Below are 21,285 nucleotides of genomic sequence, written 5' to 3'. Positions count from 1 at the left end.
AACCCCTGACACGGGTCTCTACGTACTATTACCGGCCACCGCTTACCGAATCCACAGTCTTACGTTGCACCACGGGGGAGATATATGCGTCATTTCGGGCACCTCGCCCCTGAGGTGCGGGAGCGCCTGTTCCACCGCGAGCCGTGCGTCTTCGACGCCGACTCCCCGGCCCGGCTGCTGGCCGCGGCGCTGGGCGCCACGCTCTACAGCCCGGCCACCCGTCCCCGGCTCGCCGAGGACGTCCTCAAGCAGGCCGCGCGCGGCGTCGTGTCGATGGTGCTGTGCCTGGAGGACTCCATCGGCGACGAGGACGTCGAGCGGGGCGAGGAGAACCTGGTCCGGCAGTTCACCGGCCTCGCGGCCCGTGACGACGTGCAGCTGCCGCTGCTCTTCATCCGGGTGCGCACGCCCGAGCAGATCCCCGACCTGGTCCGGCGCCTCGGACCGGCCGTGCGGCTGCTGAGCGGCTTCGTGTTCCCGAAGTTCACCGAGGAGCGTGGCATCCCCTTCCTGGAGGCGCTGACCGGGGCCGAGACGTCGAGCGGACGCCGGCTGTTCGGCATGCCCGTGCTGGAGACCCCGGAACTGATGTACCGGGAGACGCGCGTGGACGCCCTGGAGGGCATCGCGCGCGCGGTCGACAAGTACCGCAGCCGGGTCCTCGCGCTGCGCCTCGGCGTGACCGACTTCTGCTCCACGTACGGCCTGCGCCGGGCCCCCGACATGACCGCCTACGACGTGCAGATCGTCGCCTCCGTGATCGCGGACGTGGTGAACATGCTGGGGCGGGCCGACGGCAGCGGCTTCACGGTGACCGGACCCGTCTGGGAGTACTTCCGGGTCCCCGAGCGGATGTTCAAGCCGATGCTGCGGCACAGCCCCTTCCTGGAGGGACAGGCCGTGGAGCTGCGTGAGAAGCTGATCGCGCACGCGATGGACGGGCTGCTGCGCGAGATCTCCCTCGACCACGCCAACGGCCTGCTCGGCAAGACCTGCATCCACCCCTCGCACGTACCGGCGGTGCACGCGCTGTCCGTCGTCAGCCACGAGGAGTACAGCGACGCGGCGGACATCCTGCGGCCGGAGCGAGGCGGCGGGGGAGTGCTGAGGTCGGCGTACACGAACAAGATGAACGAGGTGAAGCCGCACCGGGCCTGGGCCGAGCGGACCATGCTGCGGGCGGAGGTCTTCGGCGTCGCCCACGAGGACGTCAGCTTCGTCGACCTGCTCGCCGCGGGCATCCCGGCCGAACCCGCCTGACGCCCCGCCCCACGCCATCGCCTCACGACATAGGGACGCATGAACAACGCAATGAACAACGGGGTCTGGTCCGGGAACTGGGTCGCCGAACGGCTCGGCATCCGGCTCACGGGCGACGAGGAGCTGACCGGACTGCTGGGGCTGGCGCTGCGCCGCAACCCCCGGCGGGCGCACCTGCTCGTCTCCAACGTGCTGGGCAAGCACGTCCCGCAGTCGCCGTCCGTGGTGTACGGCCACGGCGTCGCCCTGGGCCGCCGGGTGCGCGACCTGCTGGGCGAGGAGGCCGACCGGGCGGTCGTCCTCGGGTACGCGGAGACCGCCACCGGCCTCGGCCACTCCGTCGCCGACGGCCTCGGCACGGCCCCCTGCCTGCACTCCACCCGCCGCCCGGTGCCCGGGGTCGCCCGGGCCGGCGGCTTCGAGGAGTCCCACTCGCACGCCACGTCCCATCTGCTCCTGCCGGAGGACCCGGCCCTGCTGGTCGGCGACGGCCCGCTGGTCCTGGTCGACGACGAGTTCTCCACCGGCAACACCGTCCTGAACACCATCCGCGACCTGCACGAGCGCTACCCGCGGCGGCGGTACGTCGTCGTCGCCCTGGTCGACATGCGCTCCCCGGCCGACGCGGACCGGCTGCGGGAGTTCGCCCGCGAGATCGGCGCCCGGGTGGACCTGGTGGCGGCCGCCTCCGGCACGGTGACCCTCCCCGACGGCGTCCTGAGCAAGGGGCAGGAACTGGTCGCCCGGCACGAGGGCCCGGCGGACGCGGACGCCGAGCCGTACGGCCGGTGCGTCCGGGTCGACCTCGGCTGGCCGCGCGGACTGCCCGACGGCGGCCGCCACGGCTTCACCCCCGCACACCGGGCCCGGCTGGAGGCCGCGCTGCCCGCGATGGCCGCCCGGCTCGCGCGGGCGCTGCCCGACGGCGCCCGGCGGGTGCTGGTGCTGGGCTTCGAGGAGCTGATGTACGCGCCGTTGCGGCTGGCACGGGAACTGGAACAGGCCGTGGCCGCCGAGGTGCGCTACTCCACGACCACCCGCTCTCCCGTGCTCGCGGTCGACGACCCCGGGTACGCGATCCGCAGCCGCATCGTCTTCCCCGCGCACGACGACCCGGCCGACGGCCCCGGCGAGCGCTACGCCTACAACGTCGCCGGCGGCGGTTTCGACGCCGTCGTCGCCGTCGTCGACTCCGTCGCCGACACCCCGCACCTGCACGCCCTCGGGGGCCTGCTGTCCCGGCTCGCCGCCCACACCCCGCACGTCGTCCTCGCGGTCGTCCCCTCGTACGTCCCCGAGCCGCTGTACGCCGACGCCCCGCCTGGAGAAGGAACCGCCATGCTGCCCGAGCCCCTCCGTGGTCCCGCCTTCTCCTCGTACGCGCCGGACGAGGTCGGCTGGCTGCTCCAGGACCTCTCCGAGGTGACGCTGGAGGCGCCGACCGAGGAGCGCGAGGAGGCCATCCAGAGCGGCGGCGCGCACTACGCGGAGTCGCTGCCGGTGGAGTACCAGCCCAGCGAGCAGTACCAGGAGCTGTTCCACGCGGCTCTGGAGACGTCCGCGGCGCGGATCGCGCAGGCGGTCGGCGTGGTCACCGAGACCGTGATCGCGGAGCTCCCCCGCTCCCGGCCCCCGGCCGACGGGGGGACCGCCGTGCCCCGCCCGGTCCTCGTCTCCCTCGCCCGCGCCGGCACCCCGGTCGGCGTGCTCATGCGCCGCTGGGCCCACCACCGCCACGGACTCGACCTGCCGCACTACGCGGTCTCCATCGTGCGCGGCCGCGGCATCGACGCCAACGCGCTGCGCTGGCTGGCCGCCCACCACGACCCGCGGGACGTGGTCTTCGTCGACGGCTGGACCGGCAAGGGCGCGATCACCCGCGAACTGGCCGTGGCGATCGAGGAGTTCGAGGCCGCGGGCGGCGCGGCCGGCTTCAGCCCGGAGATCGCGGTGCTGGCCGACCCGGGCTCCTGCGTGCGCACGTACGGCACCCGCGACGACTTCCTCATCCCCTCCGCCTGCCTCAACTCCACGGTCTCGGGACTGATATCGCGGACCGTGCTGCGCGCCGACCTGGTCGGGCCGGACGACTTCCACGGCGCGAAGTTCTACCGCGAGCTCCTCGGCGCGGACGTCTCGGGCGCCTTCCTGGACGCGGTCTCCGCCCGGTTCCCCGAGGTCGGGGACGCGGTGGACGTCGCGGTGAAGGAACTCCTCGCGAGTGACCGCACGCCGACCTGGGAAGGCTGGGCGGCAGTGGAGCGCATCAGCGAGGAGTACGGCATCCATGACGTGAACCTCGTCAAGCCCGGCGTCGGCGAGACCACCCGGGTGCTGCTGCGCCGGGTGCCGTGGAAGATCCTGGCGCGGGCCGGGGCGGGCGCCGATCTGGACCACGTCCGGCTGCTGGCCGGGCAGAGAGGGGTACCGGTGGAGGAGGTCGGGGAGCTGCCGTACAGCTGTGTGGGGCTGATCCACCCGCGGTACACACGGGGTGCGACGGGCGCCGACGGCAAGGCGGTGGCGGTCTGATGCCGGTCCTGGTGGCGAGCGATCTCGACCGGACGCTCATCTACTCCGCGGCGGCCCTCGCGCTGACCATGCCGGACGCGCGGGCCCCCCGGCTGCTCTGCGTGGAGGTGCACGAGAGCCGGCCGCTGTCGTACCTGACGGAGACGGCGGCGGGGCTCCTCACCGAGCTCGGGGACGCGGCGGTGTTCGTGCCGACGACCACCCGGACCCGCAAGCAGTACCAGCGGATCAACCTGCCGGGTCCCGCGCCGAAGTACGCGATCTGCGCGAACGGCGGCCATCTGCTGGTCGACGGCGTGTCCGACCACGACTGGCACACGGCCGTGACCACGCGGCTGGCCGACGAGTGCGCGCCGCTCGCGGAGGTGCAGGCGCACCTCGCGGCCTGCTCCGACCCGCTCTGGCTGCGCAAGCAGCGCATCGCCGAGGACCTGTTCGCCTACCTCGTGGTGGAGCGCGAGCTGCTGCCCGAGGAGTGGGTGAAGGAGCTGGCGGTCTGGGCGGAGAACCGCGGCTGGACGGTCTCCGTGCAGGGCCGCAAGCTCTACGCCGTGCCGAAGCCGCTCACCAAGAGCGCGGCCGTGCGCGAGGTGGCCCGCCGCACGGGCGCCGGCCTCACGCTCACGGCGGGCGACTCGCTCCTCGACGCCGACCTCCTGCTGGCGGCGGACCGGGGCTGGCGCCCGGGCCACGGCGAACTCGCCGACGCGGCCTGGACGGCACCCCGGATCACGGCACTGCCCGAGCGGGGCGTCCTGGCGGGCGAGCGCATCCTGCGGGAGTTCCTGAGGGAGGCCCGCGAAAGGTAGCCCCCGGCCGGGCACCGGCCGAGGGCCGTGCCGTCAGCCGCAGCAGCCCCCGCCGCAGCAGCCGCCTCCGCCCCCGCCCCCGCCGCCCGGCGTGGGGGCGGGGGCGGAGGCGGTGCCGCCCACGGCTACCGTGGACAGCAGTTTGACCGTGTCGCCGTGACCGGCGGGGCAGTCGGCGGGGGCGGAGGACTCGGCCATGGGACGGCTCAGTTCGAAGGTGTCGCCGCAGGTCCGGCAGCGGTACTCGTAGCGAGGCATGCTCACAGGCTAATCCGCCTTTGCGACGATGTGGGCCCATCCGTTTCGATGGTGTTCGCTTCTGTCGATTTCTTATGTGGAGAGTTTGCGAAGAGCGCTGGTAATTTGAGAGCGCCGCGAGAACCGCGAGGTCGGGGGGATTCAGGGTTTGCAGCCGCGTCAACGGCAACCATGTCGGACCCTCGTTCGTCTGTACGTCTGCCTACGCGAGCAATACGTCAGTGCGGAGGGAGACACATCGTGACCCAGGCGGGGCAGGGGGAGGAGCCCCAGGAGCCGGACGCCACCATGCAGTTGAAGGTTCCGACGCCTTTCAAGGCGGACGAGACCATGCAACTGCGGGTACCGGAACAGGGCATACCCGACAAAGAGGGCGTAGCCGACTCATCGGGCGAGTCGGCCGCGACGGGCAGGACCCGTACGGCGGGGAGCCGGCGCAAGGCGCCGAAGCCTTCCCTCCGCACCCGTTTCGCACCCCTGTTCGCCCGGCTGGCCCCCCTGACGGCGGTCCTCGCCCCCCTGGTCGCACGTGTCACGCCGTACGCCCGCCGCATGCGGCCGCAGTACCCGCGGCCGGGCCGCACCGGCTGGCGCCGGTGGCTGCCCTCCTGGCGGCAGTGGCTGGGCGGCGCGCTGGCCGCCATGGGCCTCAGCAGCCTCTTCCTGGTCGTCGCCTACGCGGCCACCGACATCCCCGACGACCTCAACACGTACGCCACCCAGCAGGACAACGTGTACTTCTGGGCCGACGGGACGCCCATGGCCCGTACCGGCTGGGTGCAGCGGCAGGCGATGCCGCTGGAGGACATACCCGAGGACGTCCGCTGGGCGGTCCTCGCCGCCGAGAACGAGAGCTTCTACAGCGACCCCGGCATCTCCTTCAAGGGCATCAGCCGCGCCCTGTTCCGCACCATCGGCCAGGGCGACACCCAGGGCGGCTCCACGATCACCCAGCAGTACGTCAAGAACGTCTACCTGAACCAGGACCAGACGGTCAGCCGCAAGTTCACCGAGGCGATGATCGCCCTCAAGCTCGACAACCAGATGAGCAAGGACGAGATCCTCGAGGGCTACCTCAACACCAGCTGGTTCGGCCGCGGCACCTACGGCATCCAGCGCGCCGCCCAGGCCTACTACGGCAAGGACGTCAGCAAGCTCAACGCCAGCGAGGCCGCCTTCCTCGCGTCCCTCCTGAAGGGCGCCGGCCTGTACGACCCGACCCTGAGCAGCGCCAACCGCGACCGGGCCGTCGAACGCTGGTCCTGGACCCTGGACCGCATGGTCGTCATCGGCAAGCTGTCCGCGGCCGAGCGGGCCACGTACAAGAAGTTCCCGGAGCCGCTCAAGAGCAACCCGCTGTACGACACCGGTGAGCAGAGCGACTACCTGGTCGAGCTGGCCTCGCAGTACGCCAAGAAAACCGCGAAGATCTCCGACAAGGACTTCGACCTCGGCGGCTACCAGATCTACACGACCTTCGACAAGGACCTGGAGACCGAGCTCACCGACGCCGTCACCAAGGCCCGCAAGAAGGCGCTGAAGGACGACCCGAAGACCGCGAAGACCGCGCACTACGGTGCCGCGTCGGTGGCCGACGACGGCCGGATCCTCGCCGTGTACGGCGGCCCCGACCACCGTACGCAGGGCTACAACGAGTCCAACGCCACCACCGTCCCCGCCGGTACGGCGTTCCTGCCGTTCGTGTACGCGGCCGGACTGGAGCACGGAGTGCAGAAGAGCCGCGACGGGGAGGCGACCCCGATCACCGGGGAGTCCGTCTACGACGGTGACGACGACGTGCCCGTGACCACACCGGAAGGGCCGTACTGGGACCGCAGCGGCCGCAAGGTGTCCGCCAGCAACGACGGCGACAAGTCGTACGGGGACATCACGCTGCACCAGGCCCTGGCGCTGTCGGTGAACACCCCGTTCATGCAGCTCGGCATGGATGTCGGCCTGGAGAAGGTGCGTGCCACCGCCGAGGCGTCCGGACTGCTGTCCTCCAGCATCGGCGCGCAGGTCCCCGCCCTGTCCATGGGCAGCTCCACGCCCAGCGCCATCCGCATGGCCAGCGGCTACTCCACCTTCGCCGCGGCCGGCAAGCACACCGAGCCCTACTCGGTGCGGCAGATCACCCACAACGGCACCAAGGTCCGGCTGGATCTGCCCGACCCGACCCGGGCGGTCGGCGCCGACGTGGCCGAAGAGGTCACCAGCGCGCTCACGGACTCCTTCCGCACCGCCCACCCCGACGCCGCGTCGGCCGGTGCGGAGGTGGCGGGCAAGGCCGGGACCACGGAGAAGGACACGGCCGCCTGGTACGTGGGCACCGCCTCGTCCGTCTCCACGGCCGTCGTCGTCTACCGCATCGACCTGGCCGAGAGCCTCGAACCACTGCCGCTGAAGGGCATCGCGGGCACCGGCGACGACAGCGTCCCCTACGACATCTGGTCCGGTGCCATGAACCCGCTCGGCTGACCACCGAGCGGGCCACCTCCCCAACCGCCTGGAGAATGAGCCGCAATGAAGCCACCGTCGGGCCGCCGCCGCAAGGCCCGGGCAACGCGCCGCAGCCGCAGCACCGCCTTCCATCCGGGGTTCCTGACCCTGGCGGCGTTCCTCGTCGTCGCCTCGCTGACGGCGGGCTACCTGGTGCTCAACCGCACGGACAACACCACGCCGACCGCGTCCTCGGGGGACGACAGGACGACCTCGGCGGCGTCCGGGGAGCCGGAATGGGACGGCAAGACCGAAGTCCTGGGGGACGGCTCCACCTCGTACACCGGCCCGCAGGACGGCCAGCTGAAGGCCGAACCGCTCAAGCCCGGTGAGAAACCGCCCCAGTTCGTCGTCTTCTCCTGGGACGGCGCGCTCGCCGGCGACGACGGGCTGTTCACCCACTACCGGGAGATGGCGAAGAAGTACGACGCCCACATGACGTTCTTCCTCACCGGCATCTACCTGCTGCCCAAGAGCAAGGCCGACCTCTACAGCCCGCCCCAGCACCCCAAGGGCTCCGCGGCGATCAGCTTCCCCACCGACGAACACATCCGCACCACGCTCGAGGACCTCGCCAAGGCGTGGGAAGAGGGCAACGAGATCGGCACCCACTTCAACGGCCACTTCTGCGGGGAGGAGGGCGGCGGCGACTGGAGCGTCGAGGAGTGGAAGAGCGAGATCGACCAGTTCTACTCCTTCGTCGAGAACTGGAAGACCAACACCGGCTACACCGACATGGACCCGCTGCCCTTCGACTTCAAGAAGGAGGTCACCGGTGGCCGCGCCCCCTGCCTGGAGGGCCAGGCGAACCTGCTGAAGGCCGCCAAGAGCTACGGCTGGCGCTACGACGCCAGTTCCGCCGGCGACTTCCAGATCTGGCCGACGAAGAAGAACGGCATCTGGGACTTCCCGCTCCAGATGCTGCCGTACGAGAACGGCGACTACCAGGGCCTGTCCATGGACTTCAACTTCCTCTACAACCAGTCCGAGGGCGAGACCGAGGGCGACCCGGACATGTACGCGCAGTGGCAGCAGGAGACCACCGACACCTACATGGCCGGCTTCGACCGCGTCTACTACGGCAGCCGGGCCCCGCTGTTCATCGGCAACCACTTCGAGCAGTGGAACGGCGGCATCTACATGAACGCCGTCGACGAGGTCATCAAGAACGTGTGCACCAAGAAGGACGTCAAGTGCGTCTCCTTCAAGGAGCTGGCGGACTGGATGGACGTGCAGACGCCCGAGACGCTGGAGCGGCTGCGCACCCTGGACCCGGCGCAGTCGCCGGACTGGTCGACCGTCGTGCAGTGACCGCCGGGCGGGGCCGCGGGCCGGGGAGTGACGTTCCAGTAACGTCCTCCGGTCCGCGGGCACATCCCTCTTCACAGCGGCCACAGACACCATGCAAAGATGCCCTCTCCTGGCATCCCTCCGCCGGGGCAAGAGGGGAAACATCAGTGAAGTCAAGGAAACTGAGCCGTACGCGGCGGCGTGCCGCGATACTCGGGGCGGCGGCGACCTCGGTCGTCGCCGGGGTGGCACTGCTGCCCAACTGGAGCGCGGGCGCCTCCGTCGTCGACGACCCGACGGTGGACGCCAAGACCAAGGCCACCTTCCAGCGGCTGGCGGACGCGGTCTTCACCGACCGCACCGACGCCCTGGTCGCGGGTGGGCAGAAGAACGGGAAGAAGCCGCTGACCGACGGCTTCTCCGGTGACGTGCGCATGTCCTCGGGCCAGGCCCGCAAGGAGGACGCCGCCCTGTCCTCGCTGGACCGGCGCAAGGAACGGCTCGCCAAGCTCGGCGAGAAGTACAGCAAGGGCAGCACCACCGTCACCCTGGACGCCACGAGCGTGAAGGGCCGCAAGGCCAAGGTCGCGGTCACCGAGACCACGACGCTCACCTACCAGAAGGTCCGCGGCGACGAGCCGAACACCACCGGCTTCCAGGCCCACCACGAGCTGACCTTCACCGCCGACCGCAACGGTGACTGGCAGCTGACCGCCGTCCGCGACACCGACGAGGGCTACCTCGCGGTGAACCAGCCGGCCGAGCCGACCGTCGAGCCCATGACCGCGGCGACGCCGACGGCGACGACGGCCGCGACCACCACGCCGTCGGCGCCCAAGGCGTCGACCACGTACCCCGGCCCGGCCGACGCGAAGAACTTCACCGCGAGCGGCCTGGACTACCAGGCGATGGCGGCGTACGCGAAGCAGTACTGGTCGAGCTACAACACCGCCTACCCGGACTTCAACGGGGCGGGCGCCGGCGGCGACTGCACCAACTTCGTCAGCCAGGCCCTGAAGGCCGGCGGCTGGAAGCACGTCCCGGGCTACGTGTACGACTACACCAAGTGGTTCGGCAACGCCGACATCCAGTCGGACTCGTTCGTCGGCGTCAACGAGTGGTCCTGGTTCGCCCAGAACTCGAAGCGGACGACCAGCCTCGCCAACGTCTACCAGCTGGACGTCGGCGACGTGCTCCAGGTCGACTTCGACAAGGACGGCTCCAAGGACCACACCATGATCGTCACGTCCCGCAGCCAGGGCGTGCCGTACGTGACGTACCACTCCACCAACACCTACAGCAGGTCGGTGGCGAGCATCATCGCGTCGTACCCCACGGCCGCGTACTACGCGTACCGCACCTGACCGGGCCCGGACCCGGTCAGGCGGGGAACTCCTTCCGCCGCTCCTGGTGAACGTCCCGCCGCTCCGCGAGTTCGGGGTGGCGGGCCCGCCAGTACGGGTTGTCGTGCGGCAGGGCCGATCCGACCCTGCCGTACATCCCGAAGACCATCAGCAGGATGCCGATCACGAAGCTGAGCATGCAGTTCTGGATCTCGAAGGCCAGGAAGTTGTACGGCGTGTCCAGCAGCGCCATGTTCAGGAAGCCGCTGAGGATGAACAGGATCCCGAGGACCATGTTCAGCGTCGACGCGAAGTTCCCGCCGATCACCATGCCCACGAACAGCAGCAGCCCGACGGCGACCGACAGCCAGCTGAGCGCGCCGTTGGTGTTCAGGCCCCAGACGGTGTCACCGCCCGTGTCGAAGAAGCCGATCCGGTCCAGGATGCCGAAGATGCCGAAGACGAGCAGTCCGAGGCCCATGACACCGGCGCCGATCCGGTAGACCCGGTTCAGGCGGTGGTCGACCGGTAGGTGCTCGTCGAAGTCGATCCGCTTCCGCTGCTTGCCGTGCACTGCGTGGGTGGCCATCGTCGCCTCCCTGAGGGTGTGAGGTGCCACGGCGGCCGTTCGCGCCCGTACGGACGCGGCCCGGCCGTCCTTCCCAATATCCGCCCGGCGTGCTCCGGCGGCAACGGCAGCGCTGCGGCGACGGCCGTGACGGCAGTGACGGCAGCGACGACGGCTCAGTGGCCGGCCGCCGCCCCCCGCTCCCCACGGATGCGGGCCACCACACCGGCCACCGTGTGCCGCACGGCCTCCGTCTCCGTCAGGAAGTGCCAGTAGTCGGGGTGGCGTCCCTCCAGCGTGGCCGCCGCCCGCTCCAGGCGCGCCACGGACTCGTCCAGCGGACGCGCGTCCCGCGGGTCGGGGGTGCTGCGCCCCGCCATCGCCAGCCGTTGCGCGTCCCGGATCGCGAACCGGGTCCGCTCGATCTCCTGCCGCGGGTCCTTCTGCACGGCGTTCAGCCGGGTCAGCCGGTCCCCGGCGGCCGACACCGCCTCGTCGGTGGAGTTCAGCAGCGCCCGCGCGGTCGACAGCAGCGCGGTGGCGTCCGCCCAGCGCTGCGCGTCCCGCGCGTCCCGTGCCTCGGCCAGCTTCGCCTCGGCCTGCCGTATGTGCTCCGCGGCCTGGTCGGGGACGTGCTGGAGGTCCTGCCAGCAGGCCGCGGTGAAGCGCCGGCGCAACTCGCTGAGCACCGGTTCGACCTGCCCGGCCCGGGTCGTCAGCGCCTGCGCCCGGGTGCGCAGCGACACCAGCCGGTGGTCGATCTCCGCGGCCCGCTCCGGCAGCCGCCCGGCCTCCGTCCGGACCGCCTCGGCCTCCCGGGAGACCCGCTCGGCCCGCTCCAGCGTCTGCGGCACGCCGTGCTGCCCGGCGCCCTGGTTCAGCTTGGTCAGTTCGGGCGCGAGCGCCGCCAGCCGGGCCGCGAGGTCGTCGGCCCTCAGCCCCGTGCCCCGGGCGGCGTCCAGCGCGTTCGACGCGGCCAGCAGCGCCTGCCGGGCCCGCTCCACGGCGGGCGCCAGCCGGGCCAGTTGCGTCTCGGCCTTGCCCAGCAGCGGACCGAGCCCCTCGGCGAACCGGTCCAGCTCCCGCTTCACGCGCTCCAGTTCGTCCTTGGCCCGGTTCAGCTCGGCGCGCGCCCGGGTGGCGGCCGACGCCTCCAGGTCGTCCCGGTCGAGGTCATGGGCGTCGACGGCCTGGATGTACTGGTGGCTCACCTCGTCGATGCGCCGGCCGATGCCCTCGAAGTCGGCGACCGCGCGCCGGGCGGCCGGCGAGTCGTCGACCGCCGTGATCGTCTCGATCGAGATCCGCAGGTCCCGCTGGGCCGTGTCCAGTTCGTAGAACGCGGCCGCCGCCGCGTCCTTCGCGGCCTGCGCCTCCGCCCGCTGGCTCTCCGCCCGGCCGCCGAACCAGCGCCGGGTGCCGCCGCCGGCGAACGCGGCGGGCAGCGCGAGGGCGGCGACGAGCGGCACGGCGGCCAGCAGGGTCAGGGTGTCCCCGAGCACGCGCAGGCGTGCGCGCGGCACCGACGGCGAGTACGGCTGTGCTGGTGTCGCCGTCACATCCCTCTCCCGTGCTGTCATCGGCCCTGCCCGGTGTCATTGTCCCACCGGTGAGGGACGAACACACGGGCCGGTCAGTTCGCGTTCCGCACCGTGACGTTGCCGTCCTGCGTCCGTGCGGACACCACGTGCGCGCTGGAGGCCTCCCGGGGCACGGAGACGTCCACCGCGCCGTCGTCGGTCCTCGCCGTGACGCGGTAGGTCGCCCGGGGCAGCGCGATCGTCACCGACCCGTCGTCGGAAGCCGTCTCCACCCGGTCCGGTACGACGCCGAGGTCGAGGCGGACCGAGCCGTCCTGGGTGCGGGCGCTCACCCGGCGGGAGGAGACCTCGGCCCGCACCGAACCGTCGTCGCTGCGCAGGTCCAGCGGGCCGCTGGAGTCGGTGACCCGCACCGCGCCGTCGGCCGTGCGGATGCTCAGGGCGTCCCGGAAGCCCGACGCGCGGACGCTGCCGTCGTCCTCCTCGACCGTGACGGCGACACCCCGGGGCACCTCGACGCGGTGCTCGGCCGCGCAGTCGGCGATCACGCCGGAGCAGCGCACCCGCAGCACCAGCCGGTCGTCCTTCATCGACCAGGACACCTCCGGGCCGTCGCCGATCGCGACCGATCCGTCGAACCACCGGGTGACCCGGACCGTGCCCGCCGGGTGCGCGTCCGAGGCGACGATCTCCAGCGCCGAGTCGTCGGAGTCGACGGTGAGGGTGTCGCCCCGCAGCGCGAAGGACCGGTGGTCGGGGTGCTCGTCGTCGCCGGCGGAGGCGCAGGCGGTCGCGGTCGCGGCGAGCGCCACGACTACAGCGGTGACCAGGGTGGCGCGTGCCCCGCGTGCCCCGCGCGCCGGGGCGGTGGTACGGATCATGGTGGTTCCCCCTGGACGGACCGCTCGGCCCGCGTCGACGCCGCTGTTTCCTGACGCCTTCGACGGTAGGCAGCGGCCGTCCGCCGCACGATCCGGTGGGCTCCCGTATCCGGGGTGGGGACAACCCCCGATACGGGTTTGCGGGACAGTGCCCCGGGCAAGGTAGGCTGTCGACTCGTTCTGGGTGCGTAGCTCAGGGGTAGAGCGCCTGCCTTACAAGCAGGATGTCGGCGGTTCGAAACCGTCCGCGCCCACCAGATGACGCGCGAGGGCCTCCGGGAAGTTCCGGGGGCCCTTTCGCGTGTCCCGTCAGCCCTCCTCCGTCCCTCCGCGCAGGCCTCTTCAGTCCTCCTCGCCGGACGGGGTCTCGTGGGCGTGCTTGAGCCGCATACGGGCCGCCACCCGGTCGCCCGCGGCGACCTCCGCCCAGAAGCGGTGGCCGCTCACGAACACCGCCAGCTCGTGCTCGCGCTGCCGGAGCTTCTCCACCTCGGCCTGCTCGTCGGCCGTCCAGCCCGGTGAGGCGGACCGTTCCACCTTGCGCCAGCCGCCGTCGTCACTGAAGCCGTCCAACGGCTCGACCGACCAGGGCAGCCGCTTCAGCAGGGCCGACAGCTCGGCCCGGACCTGATGCAGCTCCTCCTGACCGGTGCGCAGGTCGCTGGGAAAGTCGTAGGTCGTAGCCACCCGGCAATGGTACGCCTGTTCGAATTTGCGTCGCGACTCGCTTCGGCGGGTTCATGTGTTCGGGTGGGCGTCCCCATCGATCGGGGTGCGCGGCACAGTGGAGGTATGAACGCGGACAAAGAGAACATCCTCGCCCGAGGGAGAGTGGCGACCAGGCTCCCGGCGCGGGACCTGGACCGGGCGCGGCGCTTCTACGCCGAGCGGCTCGGTCTGGAGCCCGTCGACGAACGGCCCGGCGGACTGCTGTACCGGTGCGGGGGCACGGAGTTCGCCCTGTTCACGTCGACGGGGTCCTCGCCCGGGACCTTCACGCAGATGGGGTGGGAGGTCGACGACGTCGACACCGCCGTGTCGGAACTGAGGCGGCGCGGTGTGACGTTCGAGGAGGTCGACGTGCCCGGCTTCCGGACGGAGGACGGCATCGCCGCGATCGACGGCCACTACCCGAGCAAGGGCGCGCGCGGGGAACGCGCCGCCTGGTTCCGTGACAGCGAGGGGAACCTGCTGGGCATCGGCGAGCCGGTCCGCTGAGCGGGGGCGCCGCCTCGCCGCGGCGACGACCGCTGTGCCGGCGTCGGCCAGGGGCGAGACTGGAGGCATGTGCCGGAGCATCAAGACACTGCGTCCGCCCGCGCTGGCCGAGGAGGCCACGGAGGACGAGATCAGGGCCGCGGCCCTCCAGTACGTGCGGAAGGTGTCCGGCTTCCGGGCGCCCGCCGCGCACAACCGGGAGGTGTTCGACAAGGCGGTGGAGGCGATCGCGGGGGCCACGGCCGAGCTGCTGGGCGGACTGGAGGTCCGGGGCGCGCCCGCGGGGCGCGGGTCCGGGGCGCCGGGCGCGTGAGTCGGGGCGGCCCTGCCGGTGTGCCGTGGGGGAGCCCGGCACGGCTCGGCCGGGGCCGGTGCGCGGCTCCGGGGCGGTGGCGCGCGGGGCGGTGGCGTGTGGGGCGTTGTCACGCCCTGGGAGCGCCAGCTGCTGATCACCCGCTCCTGTCCGGCCGCTCCTGTCCGCGCTCCTGTCCGGCCGCTCGTGACCGGCCGGACGTGACCGGCCGGACGGGGGCTCAGGCGGGCTGCCGCCGCATCAGGTACGCCGCGCCCGCGCCCGCGGCGAACAGGGCGAGCAGGGAGACGCCCGTGGTTAGCCAGGTCGTGCCCAGCCAGTGCGCGCCGAAGTAGCCGAGGGCGGCGCTGTACGCGGCCCAGGAGAGGCCGGCCAGGGCGGACCAGGGCAGGAAGTCGCGGGCGCGGCGGTGGGCGGCGCCCGCGATGAGCGAGACGACCGAGCGGCCGGCGGGGGCGAAGCGGGCCAGGACGACCAGTGCGCCGCCGCCCCGGGAGAGCGCCCCGCCGAGACGTTCCTGCGCGGTCGTGAGCCGCCGGGAGCGGGAGATCGCGCGGTCCAGGCGGGCGCCGCCGCGCCGGGCCAGACGGTAGGCGGCCAGGTCGCCCAGGACCGAGGCGGTCGCCGCGCACAGGATCAGCGCCAGGATGTCCGGGACCTCGTGCGCGACCAGGCCGGTCGCCGCCCCCGAGCCCGCGGCCGCCGCCGTCGCCGCCGTGATGACCAGCACCCCGCTCGGCAGCACCGGCAGGAACACGTCGAGGAGGACCGACAGGGCCACCAGCGCGTAGATCCATGGAGCGCCGACCAACGCCCCCACACTTTCGAACACCGCTGACTCCCCGTGTCTCCCCCGTACGGCCCGACCGTGCCGCGATGTCGCGGGGGAGCGGCAGGTGCGGCCGATGACAGCCATACAGCGTACGCCGCGGGTGTGACAGATGTTTCACCGGGGGCTCGTGCGTTCGGAACGGCTCGTTCACCCGGTCGATCGCGGGGCGGGCTGTTCGAGAGGGGCGGGATGCTCCGGAGGCCGTTCAAGCCGTTCAAGCCGTTCAAGCCGTTCAAGCCGGTCAAGCCGGTCAAGCCGGTCAAGCCGTTCCGCCTCCGGGCGGAGCGCCCTCCGTGGCCGACGGAGGGCGCCCGCTCGTGCGTCGTGGCGGGCGGCTCAGGCGCCGACCGGCGCCTTCCGCGCGGCCGGGTCCCGCCGCTCCGTGGCCGGCCGCGTCCGGCGGGTGAACAGCCGGTCCAGGCCGAGCGCGCCCGAGCCGGTGAAGACCAGCAGCAGGAGGGCCCAGCAGAACAGCGCGGAGGACTCGCCGCCGTTCTCCATGGGCCACAGCGCCCCGGGCTGGTGGACCGTGAAGTAGGCGTACGCCATGGAGCCCGAGGCGAGGAGCGCGGCGGCGCGGGTGCCCAGGCCGAGCAGGACCAGGACGCCGCAGACCAGCTGGATCACGGCCGCGTACCAGCCCGGCCAGGTGCCGGCGGCGACGGTGCCGCCGTCCGTGCCGGAGGCGCCGCCGAGGACGCCGAAGAGCGAGGCGGCGCCGTGGCAGGCGAAGAGCAGGCCGACGACGATGCGGTACAGACCGATCGCGTACGGGCGTGCGGTGTCGAGACGAGCGGACATGTGGGGGGTGCTCCTTCGGTGTCGGTCGGGCGGCCCGTCCGGGGGACGGGACGGCCGGTGGGGGACGGCGGTACCGAATGAGCGACCCACGTTAGGCGTACCTAATCAATGCTTGCAAGTTCAACATTCGGCCACGGTCGGCCGTCCGCCGCCGGACCGGCGACCGCCTCCGCCGGACCGGCGACCGCCTCCGCCGGACCGGCGACCGCCTCCGCCGGACCGGCGACCGCCCCCGATGCTTGCGCCCCCGCCGGTTCCCCCTCCGCTCCCGCCGGTTCCGGTTCCGCTCCCGCCGGTTCCGGTTCCGCCCCCGCCGGTTCCGGTTCCGCCCCCGCCGGTTCCGGTTCCGTCCCCGCCGCGCGCAGGACCGCCCTCGCCACCGCGTCCGCGTCCGACAACGTGACCGAGTCGACTCCCGGGCGGGCGCCCGCCGCGGTCACCCAGTGCACCCCTTCCGTGGGCACGCCGAACGCGAAACGGCGTGCGTGGGCCCGGCCGTGACGGTCGATCAGGTGGTACGGCCGCGGGGTCACGTCCAGGCCTCCGGTGACGTATCCGTCGACCGTGTGCGGGCGGCACCCGCCGGTCCGCAGCAGCCGGGACAGGAGGCCGTCGGCGGTGCGCCGCAGGTCCGGTTCCGGAAGCCGGGCCTCGACGAGGGCGGTCACCCGCACGTCCGAGCCCGGCACGTCCGGCGAGTGCGCCCGCCAGGCCCCGTCCTCCTCACGCACCTCCAGCCCGGGGCCCAGCACCTCCACCACCCCGGCCTCCACCAGCGCGGCCAGTTCCTCGATGCGGCGGCGGGGCGGGCCGATGGAGAGGAAGGCGTTGAGCGGCGTGTACCAGCGGTCGAGGTGGTCCCGGCGGGAGGCGCCGGGGAGCCCTCCGTGGTCGACGACCAGCCGCAGTTCGTTGCGCAGGTCGCGCAGCACGTCCAGGGCGGCCTTCAGGGGCCCGCGCACATTGCCCCGCGCCGCCTCCTCGGCGTCCTGCCGCAGGTACGCCAGCAGCCACTCCCGCCACCGCCCCGGGTCCGTGAACTCCCGCCCCGCGTACGGCCGCGAGATCCGCTCCCAGCTCCAGCGGTCGGCCCGCGCCACGCCGGACGCGTCGAGCACGGCGGCCTCCCGCCGGTCGCCGTGCGGGACGTCCAGGAAGCGTTCGGTGAACTCCCGGTCCCCGAGGAGGGCCGTGTAGTAGACCGTCTCCACCTCCTTCGCCACCAGCGGCCATATCTCCGCCAGGAAGTCGGGCGCGTCACCGGAGTCCGCCCGCTTGCGGAAGCCCGAGATCACCTCCGGCGTGAGGACGAGCGGGACGTGGCGGCCGTAGGGGCCCTTGGCGTTGTCGCCGCGCGCCTGGTACGGCACGCCCCGCCGGGAGCCGGCGTACAGGCGCGGCTCGCGGCCGGAGGGCAGGTAGCGCAGCCCCCGGCCGGAGGGGACGAAGCGGCCGCCGCGCCCGGTCGTGAGCAGGGCCGTGTGGTCGAAGAAGTTCAGGCCCAGTCCGCGCAGCAGCACCGGTTCGCCGGGGCCGAGGGCGGAGAGGTCGACGTCGGCCGGGTTGGCCGGCGGGACGTGGCGCAGGCCGTGCCGGCCGGCGTGGGCGGCGTGACGCCGCTGGGCCGCGTCGGCGACGACCGGCAGATGGCCCTGTGCGAGGACCACGGCGGCCAGTCCGGGCAGGATCCGGCCGTCGTCCAGGGTGAGCGTCTGACGGCCGTCCACGGCGTCGTCCAGCCGGACCGCGCGGGCCGCGTGCGTCTCCACCCGCACCTCGGGCGGGGCCTGGCGGACGGTCCGCGCGAACACCCACTCCAGGTAGCGGCCGTAGTCGGCGCGGGTCGGGTAGTCGTCCGGGCCCAGCGTGCCGGCCGCCCACTCGTGCAGGCTGGGGCCGGGCCGGACGGGGCCGGCGCAGTCCACGCTGTCGTCGGTGAACAGCGTCACCTGGGAGGCCACGGTGTTCATCAGCAGCTCCCGCGACTGCGCCGTACGCCACACCCGGCCCGGCCCAGGCGGTGCCGGGTCGACGACGTGGACGGTCAGCCGCACCCCGGGCGGGAGCAGTTCCGGGGCGGACGCGCAGAGGCGTTCCAGCACACTCGTGCCGCGCGGCCCGGCACCTACCAGGGCCACGGCGACCGACGCCGGTCGCGGGGTGTCGAGGGGCGACGCCGGTACCGCGTTCACTGAGGACAAAGGGGTGACTCCCGGGCGTGTGGGGCGCAAGGCGGCGAGCCGTCGAACGCCTCCGCGGGGTCCGGTGGACCCCCGGGAAGCGGACGGTCCGCCTCATCATGCCCCCGGCTCCCACGGAAGCCAACGCGCGTCCCACTGGCCCCGGTTGTCCCGCTCAGGAGGTCAAGTCGGACTCCTCCACGGTTGTCAGCCCGCCCTTCTCCCGCGCGTGCTCCAGCCGCAGCCGGGCCGAACGCCCGTTCAGCGTCAGGGTCATGAGCTGGTTGCCGAACCAGGGCCCGCCGGTCTTGCGCCAGTCCACGACCGGCCGGGGGCAGCGCCCGTGCCGTGCGAGCCGGCGTCCGAGGGCGCGGGCCGGGGCGCTCCATCCGGCGCGGAAGCCGAGCCGCATCGACAGGGGGATGGAGTTGTGCACGGGCGAGCAGGTGAGCTGGAGCACCCGCGCGTCCGGAGCGGCCGCCCGCCACTTCGGCTCGGCCACGTACGCGTGGTGCACGTCCCCGGACAGGACGAGCACGCTCGCCGGCGCCTGCGGTCCCGAACCGGCCGCGGCGAGCAGCTCGGCGAGCGCGGTGAAGGAGGTGGGGAACGCCGCCCAGTGCTCCAGATCGGCCGCCCGCCGCACCTTCTCCGAGAACCGCGCCCACCGCGGGCCCCGCTCCCCCCGGCACAGGGCCGCGTTCCACGCCTCGGCGTCGTGCACCAGGTGCGGCAGCAGCCAGGGGAGCGAGGAGCCGACGAGGAGGTGGTCGTAGGAGCCGGGGCCGTCCAAGGCCTGTTCGCGCAGCCACGCGGCCTCGCCCGGGTCGAGCATCGCCCGCCCGCCCTCCTCCAGCACGCGCGCGGCCCTGCTGTCCACCATCAGCAGCCGGACGCGCCCGAAGTCGCGCCGGTAGCTCCAGCGCACGGAGGCGGGGTCGGCGTCCGCCCGGTAGGCGAAGTCGCGCAGGGCGTCGGTGCCGTCGGGGGCATCCCGTACGGTGGCGAAGAGCGGGTCGGCGGCGAGTTCGGCCGGGGAGAGGTTGCCGATGTGCTGGTGGACCCAGTACGACATCAGGCCGCTGAGGATCCGCTCGCGCCACCAGGGGGTGGCCCGCATGTCGGCGAGCCAGGCGGCGGAGGTGTTCCAGTCGTCGATGACGTCGTGGTCGTCGAAGATCATGCAGCTGGGGACGGTGGACAGCAGCCAGCGGACGTTGGGGTCGAGCCAGGACTCGTAGTAGAGCCAGGTGTACTCCTCGTAGTCCGCGACCTCGGCGCCCGGAGGCTCGGCCGGGTCGCGGCGGGTCGCCAGGCGCCGCCGGGTCGCGTCGGAGGTCTCGTCGGCGTACACCTGGTCACCGAGCAGCAGCAGGACGTCAGGCCGCTCCCCGGCCGGGTCGGCGGCGATGCGCGCGGCCAGGCTGTCCAGGGCGTCGGGGCCCACCGGGTCCTGCTCGTCGGCCGGGGGCGCCGCCCACCGGCAGGAGCCGAAGGCGACGCGCAGGCCGTCGTCGCCGGCCGGGGTGCGGATCACGGACGGCGGCAGGCGCGTGTCGGGCGGCGGCCACACGCGGCTGCCGTCGAGGAGGACCTCGTACGCGGTCGCGGTGCCCGGGGTCAGCCCGGTCACCGGGACCAGGGCGTAGTGGTGCCCCGCCACCTGGAAGGTGCCGGCCGTGCCGCCGGCGCCGTCCGCGCACCGCACCTCCGCGACGCACGGACGGCTCGCCTCGACCCAGATGGTCGCGGACGAGCCGTCGGTGTACCTCAGCAGGGGTCCCAGCCGTAGTCCGGCCACGTGATCGCCTCCTCCGTCGCTCCGTACGGTACGGAACGACGGAGGCCGCGGGCGAGGTCCCGGCGCCGAATTCCGGCCGTACGGCGCCGGGGTACTCCGTAGGGGCGGTGCGGTGCGGTGCGGTGCCGTGCGGTGCCGTGAGGTGCGGTGCGGTGCCGGGTTCGGTTCGGTGCGTTGCCGGGTGCGGGTGGTCCGTGCGTTGCCGGGTGCGGGTGGTCCGTGGCTTGTCGCGCAGTTCCCCGCGCCCCTTCGGGGGCGTGCACGGCACGCACCTCAGGGGCGCGGGGAACCGCACGGTCGGCCACCGGGGACCCGCCAGGCCGCGTCGCGCGGGGGCCGGGCGGGGCCGGGATCAGCAGGCGGAGAGGTAGCTCGTCAGCGCGCTCTTCTCGGCCGAGTCGACCGAGAGGCCGTAGTAGTACTTCACCTGGACCCAGGCGCGGACGTAGGTGCAGCGGTAGGACGTGACGGACGGCATCCAGGTGGCGGGGTCCTGGTCGCTCTTGGCCTGGTTGACGTTGTCCGTGACGGCGATGAGCTGCGGGCGGGTCAGGTCGTTGGCGAACGCCTGGCGCTGGGCGGTGGTCCAGGAGTCGGCGCCGGAGTCCCAGGCCTCGGCGAGCGGCACGAGGTGGTCGATGTCCAGGTCGGAGGCGGCGGTCCAGGTGGCGCCGTCGTAGGGGGAGTACCAGCTGCCGCTGGTGGCGGCACACGCGGAGTCCTGGACGACGTTGGTGCCGTCGCGCTTGAGGACGACCTCGCGGGTGTTGCAGGTGCCGGACTGGGTGATCCAATGCGGGAAGAGGTCGCGGTCGTAGCCGGTGCGGTCCTCGGTGGCCACGGTGAGCGAGGCGAGGTACGTGCGGGCGGTGGCGGCGCTGACCGGCGTCGGCAGGGCCGCGGAGGCGGTCGGGGAGTTGAACAGTGCGACGGAGGCTATGAGGCCGGTGAGCGCCGCGAGTATGCTGGCCCGTCGACGCGCGTAGACCTTCGACATGCGTGACATGCGAACTCCCTGGGGGGTGTGGGGCGTTGGGGTGCGAGCGAGTGAATGCTCGTGGCGCCTCGTTGCGGGGGGATGTGCGCGCGGTAAGAAACTAATGACGCGTACATGACAAGACAAGACGTGTGACATGACTTTCACCCCCGCCGGGCCGGT

The 21,285-nt window shown here is 72.8% G+C and carries 18 protein-coding genes and 1 tRNA gene; 9 read left to right on the top strand and 10 right to left on the bottom strand.

The window, feature by feature from the left end:
• The first annotated feature begins 84 nt into the window (after positions 1-84).
• Genes ACFYWQ_RS02120 through ACFYWQ_RS02110 form a run of 3 tightly spaced genes read left to right on the top strand, consistent with a single transcriptional unit; the run spans position 85 to position 4,601 of the window.
• Positions 85-1,260, top strand: coding sequence for an HpcH/HpaI aldolase/citrate lyase family protein (locus ACFYWQ_RS02120; protein WP_389511918.1), 1,176 nt, complete (start codon positions 85-87; stop codon positions 1,258-1,260).
• Positions 1,261-1,299: 39 nt separating this feature from the next.
• On the top strand, positions 1,300-3,792 hold the full coding sequence (locus ACFYWQ_RS02115; protein WP_389511917.1) for a phosphoribosyltransferase: 2,493 nt from the start codon (positions 1,300-1,302) through the stop codon (positions 3,790-3,792).
• Positions 3,792-4,601, top strand: a complete 810-nt coding sequence (locus ACFYWQ_RS02110; protein ID WP_389511916.1) for an HAD family hydrolase — start codon at positions 3,792-3,794, stop codon at positions 4,599-4,601. Before ACFYWQ_RS02115 ends, ACFYWQ_RS02110 begins: the two co-directional genes overlap by 1 nt.
• A gap of 33 nt (positions 4,602-4,634) precedes the next feature.
• Here ACFYWQ_RS02110 and ACFYWQ_RS02105 read toward each other — a convergent pair whose 3' ends face one another.
• A complete protein-coding gene (locus ACFYWQ_RS02105; protein WP_389511913.1) occupies positions 4,635-4,859 on the bottom strand; it encodes a zinc ribbon domain-containing protein in 225 nt (74 codons plus the stop codon).
• A gap of 288 nt (positions 4,860-5,147) precedes the next feature.
• Between ACFYWQ_RS02105 and ACFYWQ_RS02100 the strand changes: the two genes are divergently transcribed.
• The 3 genes from ACFYWQ_RS02100 to ACFYWQ_RS02090 all read left to right on the top strand — a co-directional run bounded on the left by ACFYWQ_RS02100 (position 5,148) and on the right by ACFYWQ_RS02090 (position 10,012).
• Complete coding sequence (locus tag ACFYWQ_RS02100) at positions 5,148-7,337, top strand: transglycosylase domain-containing protein (protein WP_389512861.1); 2,190 nt, start codon at positions 5,148-5,150, stop codon at positions 7,335-7,337.
• A 45-nt stretch (positions 7,338-7,382) separates the two neighbouring features.
• Positions 7,383-8,669, top strand: a complete 1,287-nt coding sequence (locus ACFYWQ_RS02095) for a hypothetical protein (protein WP_389511911.1) — start codon at positions 7,383-7,385, stop codon at positions 8,667-8,669.
• Positions 8,670-8,815: 146 nt separating this feature from the next.
• Complete coding sequence (locus ACFYWQ_RS02090) at positions 8,816-10,012, top strand: amidase domain-containing protein (RefSeq protein ID WP_389511910.1); 1,197 nt, start codon at positions 8,816-8,818, stop codon at positions 10,010-10,012.
• Positions 10,013-10,028: 16 nt separating this feature from the next.
• On the opposite strand, the gene ACFYWQ_RS02085 is transcribed toward ACFYWQ_RS02090, so the two are convergent.
• From ACFYWQ_RS02085 to ACFYWQ_RS02075, 3 genes are all read right to left on the bottom strand, one after another.
• Positions 10,029-10,580, bottom strand: coding sequence for a DUF4383 domain-containing protein (locus ACFYWQ_RS02085; protein WP_389511908.1), 552 nt, complete (start codon positions 10,578-10,580; stop codon positions 10,029-10,031).
• A gap of 155 nt (positions 10,581-10,735) precedes the next feature.
• Entirely contained in the window at positions 10,736-12,118 is a 1,383-nt protein-coding gene (locus ACFYWQ_RS02080; protein ID WP_389511906.1) for a hypothetical protein, read from the bottom strand.
• A 74-nt stretch (positions 12,119-12,192) separates the two neighbouring features.
• Positions 12,193-12,981, bottom strand: a complete 789-nt coding sequence (locus ACFYWQ_RS02075) for a DUF4097 family beta strand repeat-containing protein (RefSeq protein WP_389511904.1) — start codon at positions 12,979-12,981, stop codon at positions 12,193-12,195.
• A 182-nt stretch (positions 12,982-13,163) separates the two neighbouring features.
• Here ACFYWQ_RS02075 and ACFYWQ_RS02070 point away from each other — a divergent pair.
• A tRNA-Val gene (locus ACFYWQ_RS02070) sits at positions 13,164-13,238 on the top strand.
• An 85-nt stretch (positions 13,239-13,323) separates the two neighbouring features.
• On the opposite strand, the gene ACFYWQ_RS02065 is transcribed toward ACFYWQ_RS02070, so the two are convergent.
• Positions 13,324-13,668 carry a hypothetical protein gene (locus tag ACFYWQ_RS02065; RefSeq protein WP_389511902.1) on the bottom strand — a complete coding sequence of 115 codons (345 nt, stop codon included), beginning with the start codon at positions 13,666-13,668 and terminating at the stop codon, positions 13,324-13,326.
• A gap of 105 nt (positions 13,669-13,773) precedes the next feature.
• Here ACFYWQ_RS02065 and ACFYWQ_RS02060 point away from each other — a divergent pair, with 105 nt between their 5' ends.
• The gene (locus ACFYWQ_RS02060; RefSeq protein ID WP_389511901.1) at positions 13,774-14,199 is read left to right on the top strand and encodes a VOC family protein; all 426 of its coding nucleotides are present in this window, start codon (positions 13,774-13,776) and stop codon (positions 14,197-14,199) included.
• Between the two features lie 67 nt (positions 14,200-14,266).
• Positions 14,267-14,512, top strand: coding sequence for a DUF2277 domain-containing protein (locus ACFYWQ_RS02055; RefSeq protein ID WP_389511899.1), 246 nt, complete (start codon positions 14,267-14,269; stop codon positions 14,510-14,512).
• A 220-nt stretch (positions 14,513-14,732) separates the two neighbouring features.
• Here the strand turns inward: ACFYWQ_RS02055 and ACFYWQ_RS02050 are convergent, their stop codons facing one another.
• The 5 genes from ACFYWQ_RS02050 to ACFYWQ_RS02030 all read right to left on the bottom strand — a co-directional run bounded on the left by ACFYWQ_RS02050 (position 14,733) and on the right by ACFYWQ_RS02030 (position 21,123).
• Positions 14,733-15,344, bottom strand: a complete 612-nt coding sequence (locus tag ACFYWQ_RS02050; protein WP_389511898.1) for a DedA family protein — start codon at positions 15,342-15,344, stop codon at positions 14,733-14,735.
• 336 nt (positions 15,345-15,680) lie between these two features.
• Positions 15,681-16,145, bottom strand: a complete 465-nt coding sequence (locus tag ACFYWQ_RS02045; protein ID WP_389511896.1) for a DoxX family protein — start codon at positions 16,143-16,145, stop codon at positions 15,681-15,683.
• A gap of 101 nt (positions 16,146-16,246) precedes the next feature.
• The gene (locus tag ACFYWQ_RS02040) at positions 16,247-18,337 is read right to left on the bottom strand and encodes an FAD/NAD(P)-binding protein (protein WP_389512860.1); all 2,091 of its coding nucleotides are present in this window, start codon (positions 18,335-18,337) and stop codon (positions 16,247-16,249) included.
• Positions 18,338-18,500: 163 nt separating this feature from the next.
• Positions 18,501-20,126 carry an alkaline phosphatase D family protein gene (locus ACFYWQ_RS02035; RefSeq protein ID WP_389511894.1) on the bottom strand — a complete coding sequence of 542 codons (1,626 nt, stop codon included), beginning with the start codon at positions 20,124-20,126 and terminating at the stop codon, positions 18,501-18,503.
• Positions 20,127-20,478: 352 nt separating this feature from the next.
• Positions 20,479-21,123, bottom strand: a complete 645-nt coding sequence (locus tag ACFYWQ_RS02030) for an HNH endonuclease family protein (RefSeq protein WP_389512858.1) — start codon at positions 21,121-21,123, stop codon at positions 20,479-20,481.
• Between the last annotated feature and the right edge of the window lie 162 nt (positions 21,124-21,285).

The sequence above is a fragment of the Streptomyces sp. NPDC003247 genome, assembly GCF_042888135.1.
GTDB lineage: Bacteria > Actinomycetota > Actinomycetes > Streptomycetales > Streptomycetaceae > Streptomyces.
This window is presented reverse-complemented; position numbering and strand designations above follow the sequence as displayed.

Coding starts and splice junctions, on each gene's coding strand:
- ACFYWQ_RS02085 (WP_389511908.1), bottom strand. CDS start 10,580: ATGGCCACCCACGCAGTGCACGGCAAGCAGCGGAAGCGGATCGACTTC.
- ACFYWQ_RS02045 (WP_389511896.1), bottom strand. CDS start 16,145: ATGTCCGCTCGTCTCGACACCGCACGCCCGTACGCGATCGGTCTGTAC.
- ACFYWQ_RS02100 (WP_389512861.1), top strand. CDS start 5,148: ATGCAGTTGAAGGTTCCGACGCCTTTCAAGGCGGACGAGACCATGCAA.
- ACFYWQ_RS02120 (WP_389511918.1), top strand. CDS start 85: ATGCGTCATTTCGGGCACCTCGCCCCTGAGGTGCGGGAGCGCCTGTTC.
- ACFYWQ_RS02075 (WP_389511904.1), bottom strand. CDS start 12,981: ATGATCCGTACCACCGCCCCGGCGCGCGGGGCACGCGGGGCACGCGCC.
- ACFYWQ_RS02110 (WP_389511916.1), top strand. CDS start 3,792: ATGCCGGTCCTGGTGGCGAGCGATCTCGACCGGACGCTCATCTACTCC.
- ACFYWQ_RS02095 (WP_389511911.1), top strand. CDS start 7,383: ATGAAGCCACCGTCGGGCCGCCGCCGCAAGGCCCGGGCAACGCGCCGC.
- ACFYWQ_RS02055 (WP_389511899.1), top strand. CDS start 14,267: ATGTGCCGGAGCATCAAGACACTGCGTCCGCCCGCGCTGGCCGAGGAG.
- ACFYWQ_RS02115 (WP_389511917.1), top strand. CDS start 1,300: ATGAACAACGCAATGAACAACGGGGTCTGGTCCGGGAACTGGGTCGCC.
- ACFYWQ_RS02060 (WP_389511901.1), top strand. CDS start 13,774: ATGAACGCGGACAAAGAGAACATCCTCGCCCGAGGGAGAGTGGCGACC.
- ACFYWQ_RS02105 (WP_389511913.1), bottom strand. CDS start 4,859: ATGCCTCGCTACGAGTACCGCTGCCGGACCTGCGGCGACACCTTCGAA.
- ACFYWQ_RS02030 (WP_389512858.1), bottom strand. CDS start 21,123: ATGTCGAAGGTCTACGCGCGTCGACGGGCCAGCATACTCGCGGCGCTC.